17 protein-coding genes and 1 tRNA gene are annotated in these 17637 nt (G+C 72.8%); 12 read left to right on the forward strand and 6 right to left on the reverse strand.

All coding sequences use genetic code 11. From position 1 onward, the window contains the following. Positions 1-17 precede the first annotated feature (17 nt). The 3 genes from BLR49_RS11120 to BLR49_RS11130 all read right to left on the reverse strand — a co-directional run bounded on the left by BLR49_RS11120 (position 18) and on the right by BLR49_RS11130 (position 4238). Positions 18-1358: a glycosyltransferase 87 family protein gene (locus tag BLR49_RS11120; protein ID WP_245690632.1), complete on the reverse strand. Its 1341-nt coding sequence runs from the start codon at positions 1356-1358 to the stop codon at positions 18-20. A gap of 197 nt (positions 1359-1555) precedes the next feature. After that, entirely contained in the window at positions 1556-2914 is a 1359-nt protein-coding gene (locus BLR49_RS11125) for an MFS transporter (protein ID WP_092537613.1), read from the reverse strand. 73 nt (positions 2915-2987) lie between these two features. Next, entirely contained in the window at positions 2988-4238 is a 1251-nt protein-coding gene (locus BLR49_RS11130; RefSeq protein WP_092537615.1) for a variant leucine-rich repeat-containing protein, read from the reverse strand. Between the two features lie 165 nt (positions 4239-4403). Here BLR49_RS11130 and BLR49_RS11135 point away from each other — a divergent pair, with 165 nt between their 5' ends. The 10 genes from BLR49_RS11135 (at position 4404) to BLR49_RS11180 (ending at position 14434) form a co-directional block, all read left to right on the forward strand. Then, on the forward strand, positions 4404-5297 hold the full coding sequence (locus tag BLR49_RS11135; protein WP_092537617.1) for a PP2C family protein-serine/threonine phosphatase: 894 nt from the start codon (positions 4404-4406) through the stop codon (positions 5295-5297). Beyond that, entirely contained in the window at positions 5294-6274 is a 981-nt protein-coding gene (locus tag BLR49_RS11140) for an FHA domain-containing protein (RefSeq protein WP_092537619.1), read from the forward strand. The genes BLR49_RS11135 and BLR49_RS11140 overlap by 4 nt, the downstream gene beginning before the upstream one ends. A gap of 141 nt (positions 6275-6415) precedes the next feature. After that, a complete protein-coding gene (locus tag BLR49_RS11145; RefSeq protein WP_092537621.1) occupies positions 6416-7255 on the forward strand; it encodes an FHA domain-containing protein in 840 nt (279 codons plus the stop codon). Then, positions 7252-8145, forward strand: a complete 894-nt coding sequence (locus BLR49_RS11150; protein ID WP_092537623.1) for a hypothetical protein — start codon at positions 7252-7254, stop codon at positions 8143-8145. Before BLR49_RS11145 ends, BLR49_RS11150 begins: the two co-directional genes overlap by 4 nt. A gap of 462 nt (positions 8146-8607) precedes the next feature. Then, positions 8608-9828: an AAA family ATPase gene (locus tag BLR49_RS11155; RefSeq protein WP_425425774.1), complete on the forward strand. Its 1221-nt coding sequence runs from the start codon at positions 8608-8610 to the stop codon at positions 9826-9828. Between the two features lie 14 nt (positions 9829-9842). Continuing rightward, positions 9843-10838 carry a DUF58 domain-containing protein gene (locus BLR49_RS11160; protein ID WP_092537625.1) on the forward strand — a complete coding sequence of 332 codons (996 nt, stop codon included), beginning with the start codon at positions 9843-9845 and terminating at the stop codon, positions 10836-10838. Between the two features lie 2 nt (positions 10839-10840). Beyond that, on the forward strand, positions 10841-11362 hold the full coding sequence (locus tag BLR49_RS11165) for an alpha-amylase (RefSeq protein WP_092537627.1): 522 nt from the start codon (positions 10841-10843) through the stop codon (positions 11360-11362). Continuing rightward, positions 11356-12408, forward strand: a complete 1053-nt coding sequence (locus BLR49_RS11170; protein WP_092537629.1) for a VWA domain-containing protein — start codon at positions 11356-11358, stop codon at positions 12406-12408. The genes BLR49_RS11165 and BLR49_RS11170 overlap by 7 nt, the downstream gene beginning before the upstream one ends. Further along, a complete protein-coding gene (locus BLR49_RS11175; RefSeq protein ID WP_092537631.1) occupies positions 12405-13487 on the forward strand; it encodes a VWA domain-containing protein in 1083 nt (360 codons plus the stop codon). Before BLR49_RS11170 ends, BLR49_RS11175 begins: the two co-directional genes overlap by 4 nt. Next, on the forward strand, positions 13484-14434 hold the full coding sequence (locus BLR49_RS11180; protein ID WP_092537633.1) for a tetratricopeptide repeat protein: 951 nt from the start codon (positions 13484-13486) through the stop codon (positions 14432-14434). Before BLR49_RS11175 ends, BLR49_RS11180 begins: the two co-directional genes overlap by 4 nt. Before the next feature lie 14 nt (positions 14435-14448). Here the strand turns inward: BLR49_RS11180 and BLR49_RS11185 are convergent, their stop codons facing one another. Both BLR49_RS11185 and BLR49_RS11190 read right to left on the reverse strand, forming a co-directional pair. After that, positions 14449-15120, reverse strand: coding sequence for a TetR/AcrR family transcriptional regulator (locus tag BLR49_RS11185; RefSeq protein WP_092537635.1), 672 nt, complete (start codon positions 15118-15120; stop codon positions 14449-14451). A gap of 173 nt (positions 15121-15293) precedes the next feature. Then, positions 15294-15905 carry a (deoxy)nucleoside triphosphate pyrophosphohydrolase gene (locus tag BLR49_RS11190; RefSeq protein ID WP_092537637.1) on the reverse strand — a complete coding sequence of 204 codons (612 nt, stop codon included), beginning with the start codon at positions 15903-15905 and terminating at the stop codon, positions 15294-15296. A 261-nt stretch (positions 15906-16166) separates the two neighbouring features. Here BLR49_RS11190 and BLR49_RS11195 point away from each other — a divergent pair, with 261 nt between their 5' ends. Then, the gene (locus tag BLR49_RS11195; protein ID WP_092537671.1) at positions 16167-16961 is read left to right on the forward strand and encodes a M50 family metallopeptidase; all 795 of its coding nucleotides are present in this window, start codon (positions 16167-16169) and stop codon (positions 16959-16961) included. Further along, on the forward strand, positions 16958-17182 hold the full coding sequence (locus BLR49_RS13120; protein WP_143013755.1) for a hypothetical protein: 225 nt from the start codon (positions 16958-16960) through the stop codon (positions 17180-17182). The genes BLR49_RS11195 and BLR49_RS13120 overlap by 4 nt, the downstream gene beginning before the upstream one ends. A 275-nt stretch (positions 17183-17457) precedes the next feature. On the opposite strand, the gene BLR49_RS11200 is transcribed toward BLR49_RS13120, so the two are convergent. After that, positions 17458-17531 (reverse strand) — tRNA-Gly (locus BLR49_RS11200). Between the last annotated feature and the right edge of the window lie 106 nt (positions 17532-17637).

The following is a 17637-nucleotide window of genomic DNA, read 5'->3' on the forward strand; positions in this document are numbered from 1 at the left end:
GCCGAGATCGGTAGAAGTTACGTGCTGAGATCGGTAGAAGTTACGTGCTGAGATCGGTAGATACGACAGCCAGTCACACGCCACAGCACCAGGCCGGTGGCCAATGCCCACCAGGTGTAGGACGAGCCCACAACCGTCGCCCAGAAGGGCCAGTCCTGCTCGACGTGGTTCTGCTCGGGGAACCACCACTGCATGGCCAGGCCGAAGACCGCCGTGCCGGCGGCGGCCGTCGTCAGCAGTGCAGGGGAGTCCCAGGCCAGGCCCGCAGCCACCAGCCCCATGAGGGCGGGCAGGCACCACACCCAGTGGTGTGACCAGGAGATCGGGGAGATGAGCAGGCCCAGCATCATTGCCACCGACACCTGCACCACCAGAACGACGCCGTCGGGCTGCAGACTAACGAGGCCGCGGCGGGAGGGTGATTCAGGCGCGGCCGGGTCGGCGGGGGAGTCGGCGAGCATGCCGACGTCGGCGGGGCTGGCGGCGTCGGATGAGCGCAGCCGGTTCAAACGCACCAGTAGCAGCCAGGTGACGACGACGCTAGCCGCAGCGAGCACGGCCCAGGCCGCGTCCCACGCCTGTGTCGGCAGCCAGCGGGCCAGCAGCCCCTTGAGGTTCTGGTTGCCGGAGTAGTCCGTGAATCCGGCCCGGGAGGAGTCCCACATGGCCGAGAAGAAGAACCTCGCCGACTCCTGCGGTGAGACCAGCCAGCACAGCGCCGTCACCCCCAGGGCGGAGCCCGCCATGGTCGCCGCCGCCCGCCACTCGCGCCGGGCCAGAAACACCAGGACGGCGATGGCCGGGGTCAGTTTGAACGCGGCCGCCAGACCCGCCGACACGCCTCGCAGTCGCGACGACGCGGGCACCACCAGCAGGTCGAGGGCCACCAGCATCATGAGCGCCGCGTTGACCTGTCCGTACTCCATGGTCTTGGGGACCGGCTCCAGCACCAGCACGGCGGCCACCGCCAGCCAGGGGGCCGCGCCCCAGGCGGCGCGTCGGCGCACCCCCAGGGCATGCAGCACGGTCCAGGCCGTGACCGCGGTGCACAGCGGGGTGGCCACCACGAGCGCCACCTGGGTGGCCCGGTCCGGCCACCACGTCAGGGGCGTGAACACCCAGGCGGCGAACGGCGGGTAGGTGAAGGGCCACAGCTGCTGGTCGGGGTTGGCGTACCAGTCGTATAGGCTGCCGCCGGCGTGCCACTGGGCGACCGCGTGGTGATAGATCCAGGCGTCGAGCTTGAAGGTGGCGGAGCCGTCCTTGCCCCACAGGGTCGGGTAGACGGAAAGGGCGAGTGCCGCCCAGCCGATCAGGGCGGCCGCCGGTGATGAGAGTGCGCGTTTGAGGGACTCCACGAAGGGCAGTCTAAGGCGGGTGCCTTGGTGTCCCCGGCCGCCGACGTCGTGGCGCGACAGCGTCGTGGCGTGGCGGCACCCCGGCCGCCACTTCTACCGATCTGGGCACGTAACTTTTACCGATCTGGGCACGTAACTTCTGCCGATCTCGGCACGTAACTTCTACCGATCTCGGCGGGTGGGGTGGCGGCGCCCGCTCAGGCTGTGCCGCCCGCGCTACCCCCGGCGTCCGCCCAGGTCGCGCTGCCCGCGTCCGCCGCCTCCGCGCCCGTAGGCAGGCTCCGGTGCGGGCGTGCCCGTCGCAGCGTCCGCAGCCCGCACGCGCACATGACGACGGCGAGCCAGCCCACCGCCGCCACCAGCAGGTAGCCGCCGCGGCTGCCGGCCGCGTCGACCGCATGACCGCCGAACATGGAGCCCAGCGAAATGCCGATGTTCATGGCGGTGCCGACCCACGCCAGCCCTTCGGTGAGCTGCGCGGGCGCCACCGACACCTGGGTGATCGAATTGCCGGTGGTGACCGTCGGGGCGATCGCCATGCCGGTGAGTGCCATGAGCACTCCCAGCACCACCAGGTTCGGGGCGAACATGAGGGTCGAGGCGCCCACCGCCAGCGCCGTCGTGCCGAACAGGAACTGCTGCCACAGCGGTCGGCCCCAGGGCCGCGAGCCGTAGATGAGCGCGGCGGTGAAGGAACCGACCCCCCAGGCCGCCAGCACCGTCCCCGCTGCCGACTTCATGCCCAGCTCCGTGGCGAAGGCGACGGCGGCGACGTCATTGGCGCCGAACATGGCGCCGGAAGCCAGGAAGACGGCGATCACGGCGACGACGGCGCCGTGCCGCAGCACCGGCCGCGTCTCCGCCTCGGGTGCGGTCTGTGGCGTCGTGACCGGTTGGTGCGCTGCCGAATCCGTCGGCCGGCGGCGTGTCCCGAGCCGACGGCGGGTGCGCCGGTGCGGCGTCGGCTCCGTGGCCCGCTGCGAGAAGAACCACAGCCCGCCGCCCACTTGCAGCGCCACTGCGGCGATCCAGCCGCTGGTGGAGGGCAGCGCCGGGGAGGTGCACAGCACCGTTGCCAGCACCGGCCCGATGATGAAGGCGACTTCGTCGAAGGCGGCCTCCAGGGAGAAGGCGGTGTGCACCTGCTCCGGGGTGCTCAGCACGCCGGTCCAGCGCGAGCGCACCAGGGAGCCGAAGGAGCCCGCCAGCAGGCCCGCCAGCGCGGACAGCGCCAGCAGCACCCCGAGCGGCGCCCGCATCTGCGCGGCCGCCGCCAGCCCGATGAGCGCCGCCGCCGAGCCCAGGGTGGCGGGCAGCATGATCCGGGACTGCCCGTGGGCGTCGACGAGCCGGGCCAGCACGGGAGCGCCGACGGCCACCGCGACCACGTTCGCGGCCGAGACCGTCCCCGCCGCCGAGTAGCTGCCGTACAGCTCCTGGATCGCCAGGATGGTGGAGATGCCCACCATGGACATGGGGAAGCGGGCGATCAGGCCCGCGATGGAGAAGCCGAGGGCGCCGGGCCGGCGCAGGATGGTGGTGTAGTTGCTGGACATTCAGTTCTGCTGGTAACGGACGCGGTCACCGTCCGCGGGCGTGCGCGGCCGGTGAGGACGGGGGATTGGCCGGTCAGCGGGTGGTGGGCTCCGCCTGAGACCGCGAGAGGTGGAAGCCCTGGCCGGAGACCTGGCTCCAGCAGTCGATTCCGGATTCGGTGGAGGTGCACGCGAAGGAGTCGTTCTTCGCCGACGCGCCATAGTTCAGCGAGGCGCCGGCCGCCGAGAAGGCTATGCCGCAGTCGCCCTGCGCCTCGCCCTCGGCGTCGACGCTCACCGTGAAGGCCTTGGTGTTGGAGTTGTTGCAGGAGGCGTCGGTGGGGATGAAGTCGTAGTCGTTTACCGTGCAGGAGACCGAGTCGTCGCTCAGCACGCAGCTGATATTGCCCGACGGCGTGGTGAAGGCAGCCATTTCGAGGGCGTCATCAGGCGCGGGGGCGACCAGGTTCTGGGAGGCGGTCGGGCTGGGGGTCGGCGACGGCGTAGAGCTCGCCTCCGTGTCAGCCGGAGTGGTGGCGGGGGCCTGAGTCGCCACCGCCTGGGCGGGGTCGGTGGCCGGGGAGGAGGCGCTCTCGCCGTGATCCGAGCTGAGGTACCACACGACCAGGGCGACCACCAGCACCAGGGCAATGGCGCCGAGGACCCCAAGCCACAGGTTGTTGCTGCTGCGCTGCTCCTCCGACTCGGGGGTGCCGACGCCGAAGACCCCCTGGCCTCCAGCGGCCGCCTGCTGAGCCGCGGCCTGGGGGGCGGCCGGTTGGTAGGCGCCCTGCTGATAGGTCGGCTGCTGCGGGGGCTGGGGCTGCTGGTAGGCGGCCGGCTGCTGGTAGGCGTAGGCGGCGGTCGTGGCGGGGGCGGCCTGGCGCCCCTCCATGATCGGGCGCCGCTCGGGGGCGGCTGCGCGGGTGACTTCGGACTGGGAGATCGCCTGCGTGGGCGCCGCGGGCTCGGCCTGCTGCGCCTGGCCGGTCGGCGCGCCGGTGGGAAGCGCCTGCGTGAGGCCCGCCGGGTCGCTCGGGGGCAGCTGACCGGTGGCGGCGTTCTGGGCCGGCGCCGGCTCGGCGGTGGCTGCCTGCACGGCCGCCCGCGCCTGCTCCGGGCTCAGGGCCTGGGTGGCGGCGGAGGCGTTCCGGCGCGCGAGCGCGGCGTCGACGGCGGGGTCCCCCAGGGTGGCCAGCCAGTCCAGGAGCGCCGGATAGGTGCGGGGATTCTCCGCGATGTAGGGGCGCAGCCCGGGGTAGTTGTTGGCGAGCTCGTGCAGGGTCTTGAGTTCCGCATTGGGGTCACTCGCCCGTGCGACGAGGTCGTCCTGAGGCTGAGACATGCTGGATCCTTCGTGACTGCTTGGGCCCGGTCCGTGCGGGTTCTCGCGGACCGCCGGTGGGTGCCGGCAACCATGAGCCTACCTGAGAGCGCACAATGGCGGTCCGGCCGGTATCGTCTGGGCAACGAAAGTCCGTTCTTCACCCCGCATTTCGAGGAGGCGCCGATGCACGAGGACAGCGACTCGGCCGGAGCATCCGGTCCGGAACGCCCGGCAGACGCCGTCGGCGGCGCCGACCAGGCGGGGCGGCGTGAGCCTCCCCCCGACTCCGGTACTCCTGTTGCCGCCCTGGTGGCGCCGCGGTCCCCGGCGGACCCGGGCTCACGGGCGGTCACCGTGGCCGGTGCGGCGACGGACATAGGCCGCCTTCGCCGCGTTAACGAGGACGGTTATCTCGCTCTCGCCCCCGCCTTCATCGTCGTGGACGGCATGGGCGGCCACGCCTCCGGCCGCGCCGCCGCCAGGGCGGCCCTCAGCGCCCTGGTGCCCTTGGCCGGCAGCCGGGTCATCGACCAGTCCCAGGTAGTCGACGCCGTCATCGCCGCCGGTGAGGCGGTGTCTGCGATCCCCTCCCAGGCGGTCAACCCGCCCGGCGCCACCATCGCCGGCGCCGTGCTCGCCGACCTGCCGGAGGGATGCACCTGGATCGTGTTCAACATCGGCGACTCGCGTGTCTACCTGCTGCGCGAGAACCTGCTGTCCCAGCTCTCCCACGACCACTCCCAGGTGCAGGACCTGGTCGACGCCGGCCGACTGACCCGCGCCGAGGCGCACCGGGACTCGCGCCGCAACGTGGTCACGCGGGCGCTCGGCGCCGGGCTCGACCAGGCCGCCTACCCCGAGCTCCGCCTGGTGCCGGCGCTCGCCGGCGACCGCATCCTGGTGTGCTCCGACGGCCTGAGCGATGAACTCGACGACGACGAGCTGGCCACCGTACTCGGATCGGGTCTGGGGGCCCAGCGCACCGCGGAGATGGCGGTGGCCGCCGCGCTCGAGGCCGGCGGGCACGACAACGTCACCGCGCTCGTGGTCGACCTGCCGGAGCAGGAGACATTGTGAGCGAGGAGACGAGCGCGACCGTGGTGGGCAGGTACGGCACGGCCGTCCTGTCGGCGCAGGCGCCGGCCGGTGTGCGCGAGCGGGTGCTGGCCGCCCTCGGTGGGCCGCCGCCCGCTGCTGCACCCGTCGACGCGGATGACGCCGAGCAGACCGCCGAGCGCCCCGAAGGCACCGGTCTGCTCAAGACCGGGGTATGGGTGGACCCCGACTACGCGCCCCCGGCGCCCGAGACCGACGTGTGGGCGGACAGCACGGGCGGCATCGACGTCGCCCCGACCCCTGCGGCCGCCGGCGCGGACCTTCCCGAGCCCGCACCCGGAACCGGCCGGAGGCGGCGTCGGCCCGGGAGCCCGGCCGTGGCGCCCGATACCGTCGAGGGGACCACCGCCGCTGAGAACAGTGGCGAGACCGCCGACGGCCCGGGCGGGAACGGTGCCGCCGACGTCGTCGAGCAGCGGCCCGGCGAGGACGCCACCCAGGCGCTTGCGGAGGCCACCGCCATGCTGGAGCCGGAGCCGCCGGTGCCGCTCATCCCCGCCGCCATGTGCGCCGCCGGGCACCCCAACCCGCCCGATGCGGCCGCCTGCCAGGCCTGTGCCGCCCCGCTGACCGGTGAGATCCGGCAGGTGCCCCGGCCGGTGCTGGCGGTGCTGACCGTCTCCACCGGGCAGACCGTGCCCGTGCGCGGCAACGTCGTCGTCGGCCGTGCGCCCCGGCCGCGTCCCGGCGAGGAGCCGGCCGCCGAGCTGGTAACCGTTCCCAGCCCCACCCACTTCGTGTCCCGGTCGCACCTGGAGGTGAGCGTGGCCGGCTGGAGCCTGCTCGCCCAGGACCTCGGCTCCGCGAACGGCACCGTCCTGGTGCGCGCGGGTGCTCCCCCCGTGCTGCTGGCGACCGCCCTGCCCACGCCGCTGCTGGTCGGGGATCTGCTCGACGTCGGCGACGGTGTGACCCTGCGCGTCGACCCGCCGCTGTAGACGGCTGGCAGGGGCGAGCGCCGACGGGTGCTGGCACAGGGCGCGTGAAGAGCGCTCGGCGCCGGTATCCGTTACGCTGCTGTTAGTCAATGCGGCCAATCAGCGCAGTCAGCCAGTGCGCGCGAGGAAGCGGGAGAACGAATGAGTGACTTGACCTGGACCGACCTGCCCGAGGTCGACCCCGACCGCCCCGACGAGCTCGTCCTCGACTTCTCCGGGGAGGTCTACCGCGTGGGCACCGACGAGACCTTCGTCATCGGCCGTGGCGGTGACCTCGACATCGACGACAACCCCTACCTGCACCGCCGCTTCCTGGTGCTGCGCCACGACTCGGGCCTGTGGTGGATCGCGAACGAGGGCTCCCACCTGTCCGCCACGCTGACCGACGGCGATGGGCTGGTCCAGTCCCGGCTCGCTCCCGGGGCCAGCATGCCGCTGGTGTTCTCCCGCGTCATCCTCACCTTCTCGGCCGGTCCGACCACCTATGAGATCGACCTGATCACCGCCGACGTCGGCCGCTTCAACGGCATCGAAGGGGTACGCGACTCCCGCGGCCAGACCACGATCGGAGCCACCCCCATGACCCGCTCCCAGCTGCTCCTGGTCCTCGCTCTGGCCGAGCCGGTGCTCAAGCGGGCCGGGACCGGTGCCGCGGAGATCCCCTCCTCGGCGTCGGCGGCCGCCCGCCTGGGCTGGTCACTGACCAAGTTCAACCGCAAGCTCGACAACGTCTGCGAGAAGCTCGACCGCGTAGGGGTGCGCGGGCTGCGCGGCGGGCGCTCCGGCGGCGTCGCCTCCAACCGCAGGGCGGCACTGGTGGAGCATGCGGTGTCCACCCTGATGGTCACCGCGGAGGACCTGCCCCTGCTGGATGAGGAGCACCAGGCGAGCCGGGCGGCCGCAGCGCGGGCCGAGTCCCAGATCGACACCGCTCCGGTCCCGCCGTCCTCCGGCTCCGGCCGCACCGGGGAGGGCGAGTGACCGACCCGGACGGGGCCGCGGCCCCGCGGCCTCCCCGGCGCCGGTGGCGGCGGGCGCTCGCGGTGCTGCTCGTGGCGGCGGGTCTGGGCGCGGGCGGTCTCGTCGGCGCCGAGCACTATGCGCGCGCCCAGGTCGATCGGACCGTGCGCACGGCCCTGCCCGGATTGTCCGCCGACGCCGCCATCACCACGGACGGCGTCCTGCTGCCGCAGCTGCTCAGGCGTGAGTTGAAGACGCTGAGCATCCGGGCCGACGACCTGGTGCTTGCCGCCGACCGCGACCCGGATGGCGCCGCCGGTGCGGGTGGAGCGGGTTCCGGCCGGGCGGCGGGCGCCGGCCTGGAGGCTCTGGAACTGACGAATGTCACGGTGAGCCTCACCGGGGTTGGTACCCGAGACCCCTACCAGGCCGGCCTCGTCCATGCCGAGGCCACCATCGGCTTCGATGAGCTCGAGCGGATCATCGCCGCCGCCTCGCCCGCGGCCCCGGACCTGACGATTACTCCCAACACCCTCGGCTCCGCCACCGAACCGGGCCGGGTGACCGCCTCCGCCACCGTTCTCGGAGCCGACGCCTCGGTGGTCTTCGAACCCGCGGTGACGGAGGCGGGAGGCCTGGAGCTGACGGCTGTGGCCGTGAGCGTGCTGGGCATGGACATTGACGTGGACTCTTCGGGGCCTTTGGAATCGGCGGACGACTCAGCGGGTGCCGACGACGTCGGCTCGTTCTCCGCCGCCGCGGCCCTGGCCTTCTTCGGGCTGGAGGAGCCCAAGCTGGAGATCGGCCCGGAGGTGCTGCCCGACGGTGTGAAGCTGTCCCAGGTCTACATCGGCCGCGACGGAGCGCACCTGACTCTGTCCGGCACTGACGTCGCCCTGGCCGACTGGTAGCCGTCGGCTCTTTCATGGGCGGCTCTACTGCGCGGTGCGGGCCCCGCTGACGGGCTGCGGGCGTTCGCCGACGACGTCCTCCGGCAGTCCGGTTAAGCCCCTCGCATGCCGCGCCCACTGCGCCCCCTCCGGCGGGACCATCGCTCCCGGCGGAGGCGAACCGCCGATAACACGCGGCCCGCGTGCACTGGTGGCGCCCGGCCGCCATATCTACCGATCTCGGCACGTAACTTCTACCGATCTCGGCACGTAACTTCTACCGATCTCGGCACGTAACTTCTACCGATCTCGGCGAGGGGGACGGGTGGGGGGTGGGAGGCGGGGACGGTGCGGGCGGGGAGTACTTCCCACCACAGTGCCGTGAAACCTTCGGTGGCCTCGTGTAGCCTCCCCGAGACAATGTTCTTGCGGCGGCGCCCGACTCGAGGCGGGGCGGCGTCGGGGGAGAACCTGAGGAGAGCCATGACCATGCAGCCCGATCCGGCAGGCGTCGGCCCTACCGGCGGCTCCGTCCCGAGCCCGATCCCGCCGTCCGTCCCCCCGTCGGTGCCGCCTGCACCCGCCCAGCCCGGGTCCGGGCGTCGCGCCCGCCGCACTGCCAACGCCACCGGTGCCGCGCCCGCCGGCGGCTACCCCAGCACCCAGTCCCTGCCGTCCTCCGCCGAGCTTGAGCGGGAGGCCGAGCGGACCTCCCGCTCCAACGCCTCCCCGCGCGCCGACGTCGATCGGGCCGGGGAGCTGCTGGGACGCGTCACCCAGATCTTCTCCCAGCGCGTCGTCGGCCAGGAGCAGCTGCGTCTGGCCCTGGTCTCCAGCCTCATCGCCGGCGGACACATCCTGCTGGAGTCCGTGCCCGGCCTGGCCAAGACCACCGCCGCCCAGACGCTCGCCGCCGCCGTCTCCGGCACCTTCCACCGCATCCAGTGCACCCCCGACCTGATGCCCAACGACATCGTGGGCACCCAGGTCCTCAACTACGCCACCGGCGAGATGACCACCCAGCTGGGCCCGGTCCACGCCAACATCGTGCTGCTGGACGAGATCAACCGCTCCAGCGCCAAGACCCAGTCGGCCATGCTGGAGGCCATGCAGGAGCGGCAGACCTCCATCGGCGGGGTCATCTACCCGCTGCCGCAGCCCTTCATGGTGCTGGCCACCCAGAACCCCATCGAGGAGGAGGGCACCTACGTCCTGCCCGAGGCCCAGATGGACCGCTTCCTGATGAAGGAGGTGCTCACCTACCCCAAGCCGGCCGAGGAGGCCGACGTCCTGGACCGCATCTCCACCGGCGCCTTCGAGGAGCCCATCCGCACCAGCCCCATCTCCACCGAGGACGTCGAGTGGCTGGCGGGTGCCGTCGAGCGCGTCTACGTGGACCCCGTCATCAAGCACTACATCGTGGCCCTGATCAACACCTCCCGCGGCGGCGGCCCCCGGCCGGTGCCCGGGCTGGAGCGGCACGTGCGCGTGGGCGCCTCCCCGCGCGGCGGCATCGCCCTGATGAAGATCGCCCAGGCCGTCGCCCTGCAGGCCGGACGCACCTACGTCACCCCCGACGACGTCCGCCTGCTCCGCTACGCGACGCTGCGCCACCGCCTGGTGCTGACCTACGACGCCCTGGCCGACGACATCGCCCCCGAGTCCATCATCGACGCGATCTTCGCCGCCGTCCCGACCCCCTGAGCGGCCCCACGACCATGACCACCCCCGACCCCGCCTCCACGCAGGAGCCGAGCCCCGCCCGACGGCGGTCCGGCTCCCGGGTGGCGCGCGTGCGCGGCCGCCTGTCCCTGCCCACCCTGCGCCGCTCCACCAGCCTGCTCGACGGCCGCCACCGCTCGGTGTTCGTCGGACACGGGCAGGACTTCGACGACCTGTCCCTCTACCGGCCCGGCGACGACGTCACCGACATCGACTGGAAGGCCTCCGCCCGCATCGGCCAGCCGGTCATCAAGCGCTACCAGCGCGAGTCCAACCTGCCGCTGGTGCTCGCCGTCGACACCGGCCGCACCATGGCCGCCCAGGCCCCCAGCGGGGAGGACAAGCGCGAGCTCGCCCTCGCCGTCGCCGAGGTCTTCGCCTACCTGGCGCGCCTGCGCGGCGACACGGTGGCGCTGGTGGCCGCGGACACCGCCCGCGTCGTCTCCCGCCCGCCCCGGGCCGGAAGCGAGCACGCCGAGATGATCTTGTCCCTGTTGGAGCGCCAGCTCGGCGCTCTCACCCGTGACGACGCCCTGGCCCCCGCCGCGCCCGGGTCGGCCCTGTCCACCCTGCTGGAACGGGTCGGCACCTGGCACCGCCGCCGCAGCCTGGTGGTGCTGATCACCGACACCTCACACCCCGACCCCGTCACCGACCCCGCCGTCGCCGACCGGCTGCGCCGCCTGTCCGCCCAGCACGAGCTGATCGCCATCCAGATCGCCGACGACACCCCGCTCGCCCCCGGCCGCGGCCGCACCCGCGACGTCGAACTCGCCGGTGAGATCCCCGCCTTCCTGCGCGAGGACACCGCCCTGGCCGCCCGCCTGACCGCTGCCGACGACGCCCGCCGCGCCGCCGTGACCGGCCTGCTGGACGCGCGCCGCATCGAGCACACCTCCATCCGCTCCGACGCGACCATGGTGGACTCCATCGCCGCGCTGCTGGCCCGCCAGCGCCTGGCCTCCGGGCGCGGCCGCAGAGGGAGGCGCTGACCATGGAGGTGAACGCCCCCGTCCTGATGCCCCTGTGGATGCCGATCGTCGGCGTCGTCGCCCTGATCGCGGCCGCGGCCGTCATCCTGCGCGCCTTCCTGATCACTCGCCGCGACACCTCCCGCACGGTCGGGGACATTCCCATGGCCGCCTCCGAGCGCGGCCAGTGGGTGCGCCGGGTGGAGGACACCGCCGCCCGCTACCAAAGCCATGAACTGGACCTGCGCGGCCTGCACCTGGAACTGGCCGGGACTCTGCGCGGCTTCGCCACCGCCCGCAGCGGCGAGGACATCGTCTCCGCCACCGTTCTGGAGATCCTCGACATGGCGGACACCAGCGGCCCCCGCTCCATCATGGAGCGGTTGCGGCGGGTGCGCGCCAGTCGGCGCCCCCTGGACGCCAACCCCCTCGGGCATGTCGGCGAGCTGCTGGCCGTGTGGGAGCAGCCCTCCTTCGACCGGGATCCGGACGCGGCCGCGGACGCCGCCATCGCCGAGGCCAGGGAGGTGGTGACCCGATGGTGATGCCCTGGCTGATCTGGCTCATCGCCCTGGCCGCCCTCGCCGCCGTCGTCCTGGCCACCACCGGCCGGCTGGGGGGAGACGGCCGTCGCCGTCGCGCCGTCGCGCCGCGTCGGGTGGCCAACTCCGCCGGCCTGCTCAACAGTCCCGCCCTGCGGGAACGGCTCGCCCGCCGCCGGATGCTGTACGCCCTCCTGGGCGCCGTCCTCGTCGTCGCCCTGGGCGCCGCCGCCGCTCTGGCCGGCCGGCCCATCGAGCGCACTGTGCGCAACGAGTCCCTGGCCAGCCGCGACATCGTGCTGTGCCTGGACATCTCCACCTCCATGGTGACCACCGACTCCAAGATCCTGGACACCTTCGCCCAGCTGCTGGACACATTCGAGGGGGAGCGGGTGGCCCTCGTGGCCTGGAACTCCACCGCGCAGACGATCGTGCCGCTCACCGACGACTATGAGCTGCTGCAGGAGCAGTTCAACGAGATCGCCGACGTGCTCGACTTCCTGCCCTATATCGGCAACCCCGCCCTGGAGCGCTACTACCAGACCTTCCCCGGCACCCTGTCCGAGGACATCTCCGGCTCCTCCCTGGCCGGGGACGGGCTCGCCTCCTGCACCCTCGCCTTCGACAACCAGGTCACCGACCGCTCCCGCTCCATCATCCTGGCCACCGACAACCAGGTCCTGGACCCCTTCCGCGAGCAGATCTACTCCGTGTCCGAGGCCGCCGACCTCGCGCAGGAGGAGTCCATCCGGCTGTTCTCCCTGTTCGGCGCCGACCCGGAACTGGCCGACCCGGACGTGTCCGGCAAGGACGTGGACGAGGCCCGCGAGGACCTGCGCGACACCACCACCGCGCACAACGGGCGCTTCTACGAGGTCGACGACGCCGACACCGCCGGACAGATCGTGCAGGAGCTGGAGGCCGACCAGATAGACGAGCTCGACACCAATACCCAGGTGCGCGTCACGGACGTGCCCGAGCGGGCCGCCGCCGTCCTGACAGTCGTGGTCCTGGTCTTCCTGGCCCTGTCCGCCTGGAGGCGCGCATGAGACTGGTGCCCCTGTTCGGCTGGCCGCTCACGCTGGCGGTCGTGCTCGCCGTCGTCGCGGCGCTGGCCGTCTCCGCGCGTTGGCTGCTGCGGCCCGCCGGGGACCCGGGCGCGCGCACCGCCTGGTGGCGGCGGGTGGCCCTGGGCGCCGTCATGGTGCTCATCCTGGCCGGTCCCAGCCTGCCGGTCACCGAGGCGGTGGCCGTCTCCAACGTGGAGATCTACCTGGTGGTGGACCGCACCGGCTCCATGGCGGCCGAGGACTGGGCGGGCGGACCCGACGCCGGCGGCGGTACTCGCCTGGACGGGGTGCGCGCCGACCTGGCCGCCATCCGTGACGCCTACCCCGACGCCCGCTTCAGCATCATCGCCCTGGACTCCGCGGCCGCCCGGGAGCTGCCCCTGACGCGGGACACCGACGCCGTCAGCTCCTGGATCGGCGCGCTGCAGCAGGAGGTCACCGACCGCTCCAAGGGCTCCTCCCTGGAACGCGCCCTGCCGCTGCTGGCTCAAGTCCTCACCACTGCCGCCGAGGCCGCCTCCGAGAACGCCCGACTGGTGTACATCCTCTCCGACGGCGAGGCCACCGACGACGGCGCCGGGGCCGACGCCGCTGTGGCCGCAGGCGTGAGCTGGGAGCAGCTGGCGGCGGTCGTCGACGGCGGGGCGGTGCTCGGCTACGGCACCGAGTCAGGCGGCAGCATGCGCGCCTTCGACGGCTCCGGCGCCGAGGCGGACTACATCACCGACCCGGACACCGGCGAGCCGGCGGTGTCCGTGCCTGACACGGCAGAACTGCAGGCGGTCGCCGATGCGCTGGGGATCGCCTATCTGCAGCGCACCGGCACCGACGACCAGCCCGCCACCGCCTTCACCGACCAGAACGTCGATCAGGTCCTGTCGGACGGGCGTGAGCGCAAGCGCTACACCCGGTACCTGACCTGGCCGCTCGGACTGGTCGCCGCCGGCCTGCTGATCTGGGAGGGAGCCGCGCTCATCCGCGCGGATCGGGCGGTGCGGGAGCTGACGCGTCCCGCCGTCGCGGCCCGGGCGGGAAACCAGGCAGGAGGACCCCGATGACTCAGAGCGGATCCACTGGTCCCGACGGGCGGCAGGCCGTCCCCGGCGCCGACCTGCCGGATGGGAACGAGGCCTTCCAGCCCGGTGCCCGCAGCGAGGCAGACGCCGCCGACTACGCCGCGCGCGCAGGCATCACCGACACCGCCGATCCCGGCGCCGAGTCCCCGCACCACCGGCGCGCCCGCCTGGCCCGCCGTCGTCGGCTGCTGGCCTGGCAGGGCATTCCGGCCGCCGTCGTCGCCGTGGTCGCGGTGTGGATGCTGGTGGTTTCCGGGCTGACCTTCGCCGCCAACCATGCGGCCGTGGCGGGTGAATACGCCACCGCGGTGGGCCGCTACCGCGCGGTTGCGCGCGTGAACCCGTGGCTGGAGCAGTGGCGCGTCCACTACAACCTGGGCACCGCGCAGCTGCTGGACGACCAGCTTGACGCCGCGGTCGACCAGTTGGAGGCGGCGCTGCAGACCGCTCCCGCCGCCGGCATGGTGCAGGCGCAGGACGATGCGGGCAACACGGTGACGGTCCCCGACCCGGAGGCGCCGGAGTGCCTGGTGCGAGTCAACCTGTACGTCACACACGTGTCATTGGCCGCCGCGGCGGAGGAGGCCGGGGACTCGGCCGCCTCCGAGGCGGAGCTGGACGCCGCCGTGCAGGCGGCCGGCGAGTGCCAGGTGCCGCCGCCGTCCGCCTCCGACCCGCAGCCCGATCCCACCGCCACGCCCACCGAGCCCCCGACTGCGGAGCCGACGCCGTCGGATGGCTCCACGGGTACGCCCACCCCGGAGCCGACCGCGACCGGGCAGTCCAGCCAGCAGGCGACGCCGTCGGCGAGCCCGTCGCCCACTCCGACTCCCGGTGACTCCAAGCGCCGGAAGCTGGAGGAGCGCAATGGGGACGCGAACTCCACCCAGGAAGCGGGCATCAGCGGCGGGGACGGGCGGCGCTGGTAGGGCGTCGGGGCCCCTCAGCCCGCGGCGCGGACGGAACGGGACGCCGGCTCGGTGGAGTGCGTCGGCGGTACGGCCGGGACGGCATGGCTGGGCGTGGGCGCGCCCACGGCGCGCAGCACGAACACGTCCAGGGACTGCAGGTAGGCGGCGCGGGCGTGCGGCTCCGTGGGAGTGGGGCGGCCCCCCAGGATGCAGGCGTGGATCAGGGGGATCAGCAGGGCCGGGTCCTGCCGGGGGATGGCCTCGGCGTCCATGGCGTCGGTGAGAATCTGGGTGAGCATCCGGGTCATGTGCCCGGCGTGGGCGTGGAGGCGGCCGGCGGTGTCGTGGGACACCGAGCGCGCCAGTGGCCCGGTGGCCGGGAAGTGGTAGTGGCGCTTGAGCAGTGCCTGCTGACGCACGTAGATGCGGAGCCGGTCGATGGGATCGGCGACTTCGGCGAGGATGCGGGTGAGTTCCTTGGCGTAGCGGCCCGTCTCATGCTCCATGAAGGCCAGGAGGAGGTCCTCCTTGTCCGTGAAGTGGTTGTAGACGGCGGTGCGGCCCACGCCCGCGCGGGCGGCCACGTCGGACAGGGTGATCTTGTCGAAGGGGCGCTGGCTCAGCAGCTCGGACAGGGCGTCGAACAGGGCGTGGCGGGTGCGCTCGCGGTGCTCGGAGAGTGAGTTCCCCATGATCTTCGGCATGAGGACACCCTAACCTGCGAGGTGACGGAGCGGGGAGAAGTGTCAGCAAATGGACCCCCACACCGCCGAGATCGGTAGTAGTTACGTGCCGAGATCGGTAGAAGTGGCTCGATGCCTGAGTCCGGCCGCTCCGGGAACAGCGAATTCGGGCGGGGCGTCCTGACACTGAGCAGTCAGCGCGCGTGCGCGAGTAGGCGGCGGATCGCCTCCAGGATCGGTCGGTCGGCGGGCAACCAGGGCAGGGTGCCGACCTTGTCCAGTGGCACCCAGCTCAGCGTCGCGTGGGCGGCACCGAGCCTGGCGATCCCCACGGGCTCCGCCAGCCAAACGCGCATGCGATAGCCGTGCATCGCCGGCCAGGCCGAGCGGTCGTCACCGGGGAAGGCGGCGGTGTCCGTCTCGGAATCCGGGCCGGCGGTCGGCGGCGGCACCGCCAGATCGGGGGAGGGGAGAATCTCTGCGCCCAGTCGCACCCTCATGCTGAGCTCCTCCTCGAGCTCGCGCACCAGGGCCGCCTTCGGGGTCTCGCCCGGCTCGACCTTCCCCCCGGGGAACTCGTACTGACCGGCGTGCTCGGCCGGGTAGGCGCGGGCCGCGCACAGCAGCGTTCTCGGCGCAGCCTGCGTGGGGCGGGGGGCAGGTGTTGCGGCTGACTGCGGGGCCGTTGCGGGTGAGAACGCGGTCGATGCGTGGTCTGCATCCGTCTGAGCCGCGTTCGGCAGTCGGTCCAGAACGGCGGCCGCCACCACCAGGCGGCCGGGGCGGGCGCGACGCGTTTCGAGCATGGACCGACCCTAGGCCACGCGCGCCGAGACCGGCCGGGTGCGCACAACTGTCATGAAATGCACCACTTTCAACCCGCCCGGCGGTTGGCCCATCTTCAAATCCGCGTAGTCATGCGGCCCGGCGATGTTACAGGGAGCGGTCCCGTCATAAAGTGGTGCATTCTGTGACAACATTCGCCCGATTCAGGGCGGGGGCACCGGTCCAGGCTGCGCATGGACAGCACCCGCACAGGGGCGCCTGGCAGACTGAGGCCGGTGATCATGATCAGCACGGCCGCAATCAACGTCGTAACCCTCGGCGCGGCGGGGCCGGCCCTGGGCGCCGCCGATGCCGCCGCGGTCACCGACGCGGCCGGCTTCTGGGACGGCGCTCTCGCCCGCCTCGCCGCTACGGCCCCGCCCGACCCGCGGCTGCTGTGGCCCGCGGCGGTCGTGGTGTTCCTGGCGTGGGCGCTGCCGTGGTTGCGCCGCTGGTCCCGCGCATTGACCACCCTTGTGCACGAGGCTGGACACGCCGCCGTCGGCATGCTGGTGGGGCGGCGCTTCCACGGCTTCGTTGTGGAGGGCGACCTGTCGGGGCGGGCAGTCACCTCCGGCAGCAGCCGTGGGCCCGGCCGCTGCGTCACCGCCTGGGCCGGCTACCCGATGCCTGCCCTCGTCGGGGCGGGCGCAGTGCTCGCGGCCCTGGCGGGCTGGGCGGGCACGGTGCTGGTGGCGGCGCTGGTGGTGCTGGCGGTCGCGCTGGTGATGAGCCGATCGGTGCGTACCGCGGGACTGGTGACGCTGTGCGGCGCGGCGGTGGCGGCCCTGTGGTGGTGGGGCGACGCCGCCGTGGTGCCTCTGCGCGCAGGCGTGGTGGCGGGCGTGGGCCTGCTGCTGGTCGCCGGGGCGTGGGAGTCGCTCGGCGACGTCGCCCGCTCGCGCGACGGCGGTGCCGACCACCGCACGCTGGCGCGGCTGACGCCGTTGCCTGCCGGATTCTGGTGGGTGACCTGGGCGCTGGTCGACGCCGGCGCGACCTGGCTGGTGCTGCGCTCCGCAGCCGAGCTGTGGTGAAGGACGGCGACGGCGGGGGTGAATCGCCGTGCGGTGTCGCCGGCTCCGGCTGCGTTCAGGTACTCGTCGATCCAGGCGCACTGCCAGTACGTGGCTTCGGCGACGGCGAGATCCCCCTCGGCCACGTGCACGGTGACGCCCGTCGACTCCGAGTCGAGCTCGGCATCGGCCAGATCGCGTTGCACCGCGGGGTTGTCCGGATCGGTGTCGAATACCAGTGATGAGCCGTCCTGGGCCTGGACGGTGGCACCTGCGAGCTCCGGGATGAGGTCGGACGGTGACGGGACCTCTACGCCCGGGGGATAAGTCAGCTGGTCTCCCTCCAGCTCGTGGTGTGCGAGCGTGGCGACCTCTGCTGCGACGGGGGCGGGGTACGGGCGCGCCGGGGCGGATCGCCGCGGACGGCGGCAACCGCGCTGCGGCGCCTACGGGGCGAGAATGCCGGGAACAAGGAATAACAAGGATTCCGGGAGACGCCGCTGCGCGCGACCGCCAGTGGAGCGGGTGACGGGAATCGAACCCGCGCTGTCAGCTTGGGAAGCTGAAGTTCTACCATTGAACTACACCCGCGTGCCTCACCTGGATGAGGTGCCCGCACAGGTTACCACGCCGTCGGCCTGGCGCAACGCGGAGGCGTCCCGTCCGAGCCGAGCGCCGGGGCCCGCCCTGGCAAAGG

The sequence above is a fragment of the Actinomyces ruminicola genome (assembly GCF_900103885.1).
Classification (GTDB): domain Bacteria; phylum Actinomycetota; class Actinomycetes; order Actinomycetales; family Actinomycetaceae; genus Actinomyces; species Actinomyces ruminicola.

Excerpts from the sequence above, each read along its gene's own strand:
- BLR49_RS11125 (WP_092537613.1), bottom strand. The coding sequence starts at position 2,914 with ATGTCCAGCAACTACACCACCATCCTGCGCCGGCCCGGCGCCCTCGGC.
- BLR49_RS11180 (WP_092537633.1), top strand. The coding sequence starts at position 13,484 with ATGACTCAGAGCGGATCCACTGGTCCCGACGGGCGGCAGGCCGTCCCC.
- BLR49_RS11130 (WP_092537615.1), bottom strand. The coding sequence starts at position 4,238 with ATGTCTCAGCCTCAGGACGACCTCGTCGCACGGGCGAGTGACCCCAAT.
- BLR49_RS11190 (WP_092537637.1), bottom strand. The coding sequence starts at position 15,905 with ATGCTCGAAACGCGTCGCGCCCGCCCCGGCCGCCTGGTGGTGGCGGCC.
- BLR49_RS11175 (WP_092537631.1), top strand. The coding sequence starts at position 12,405 with ATGAGACTGGTGCCCCTGTTCGGCTGGCCGCTCACGCTGGCGGTCGTG.
- BLR49_RS11165 (WP_092537627.1), top strand. The coding sequence starts at position 10,841 with ATGGAGGTGAACGCCCCCGTCCTGATGCCCCTGTGGATGCCGATCGTC.
- BLR49_RS11185 (WP_092537635.1), bottom strand. The coding sequence starts at position 15,120 with ATGCCGAAGATCATGGGGAACTCACTCTCCGAGCACCGCGAGCGCACC.
- BLR49_RS11195 (WP_092537671.1), top strand. The coding sequence starts at position 16,167 with ATGATCAGCACGGCCGCAATCAACGTCGTAACCCTCGGCGCGGCGGGG.
- BLR49_RS11145 (WP_092537621.1), top strand. The coding sequence starts at position 6,416 with ATGAGTGACTTGACCTGGACCGACCTGCCCGAGGTCGACCCCGACCGC.
- BLR49_RS11155 (WP_425425774.1), top strand. The coding sequence starts at position 8,608 with ATGACCATGCAGCCCGATCCGGCAGGCGTCGGCCCTACCGGCGGCTCC.
- BLR49_RS11170 (WP_092537629.1), top strand. The coding sequence starts at position 11,356 with ATGGTGATGCCCTGGCTGATCTGGCTCATCGCCCTGGCCGCCCTCGCC.
- BLR49_RS11160 (WP_092537625.1), top strand. The coding sequence starts at position 9,843 with ATGACCACCCCCGACCCCGCCTCCACGCAGGAGCCGAGCCCCGCCCGA.
- BLR49_RS11135 (WP_092537617.1), top strand. The coding sequence starts at position 4,404 with ATGCACGAGGACAGCGACTCGGCCGGAGCATCCGGTCCGGAACGCCCG.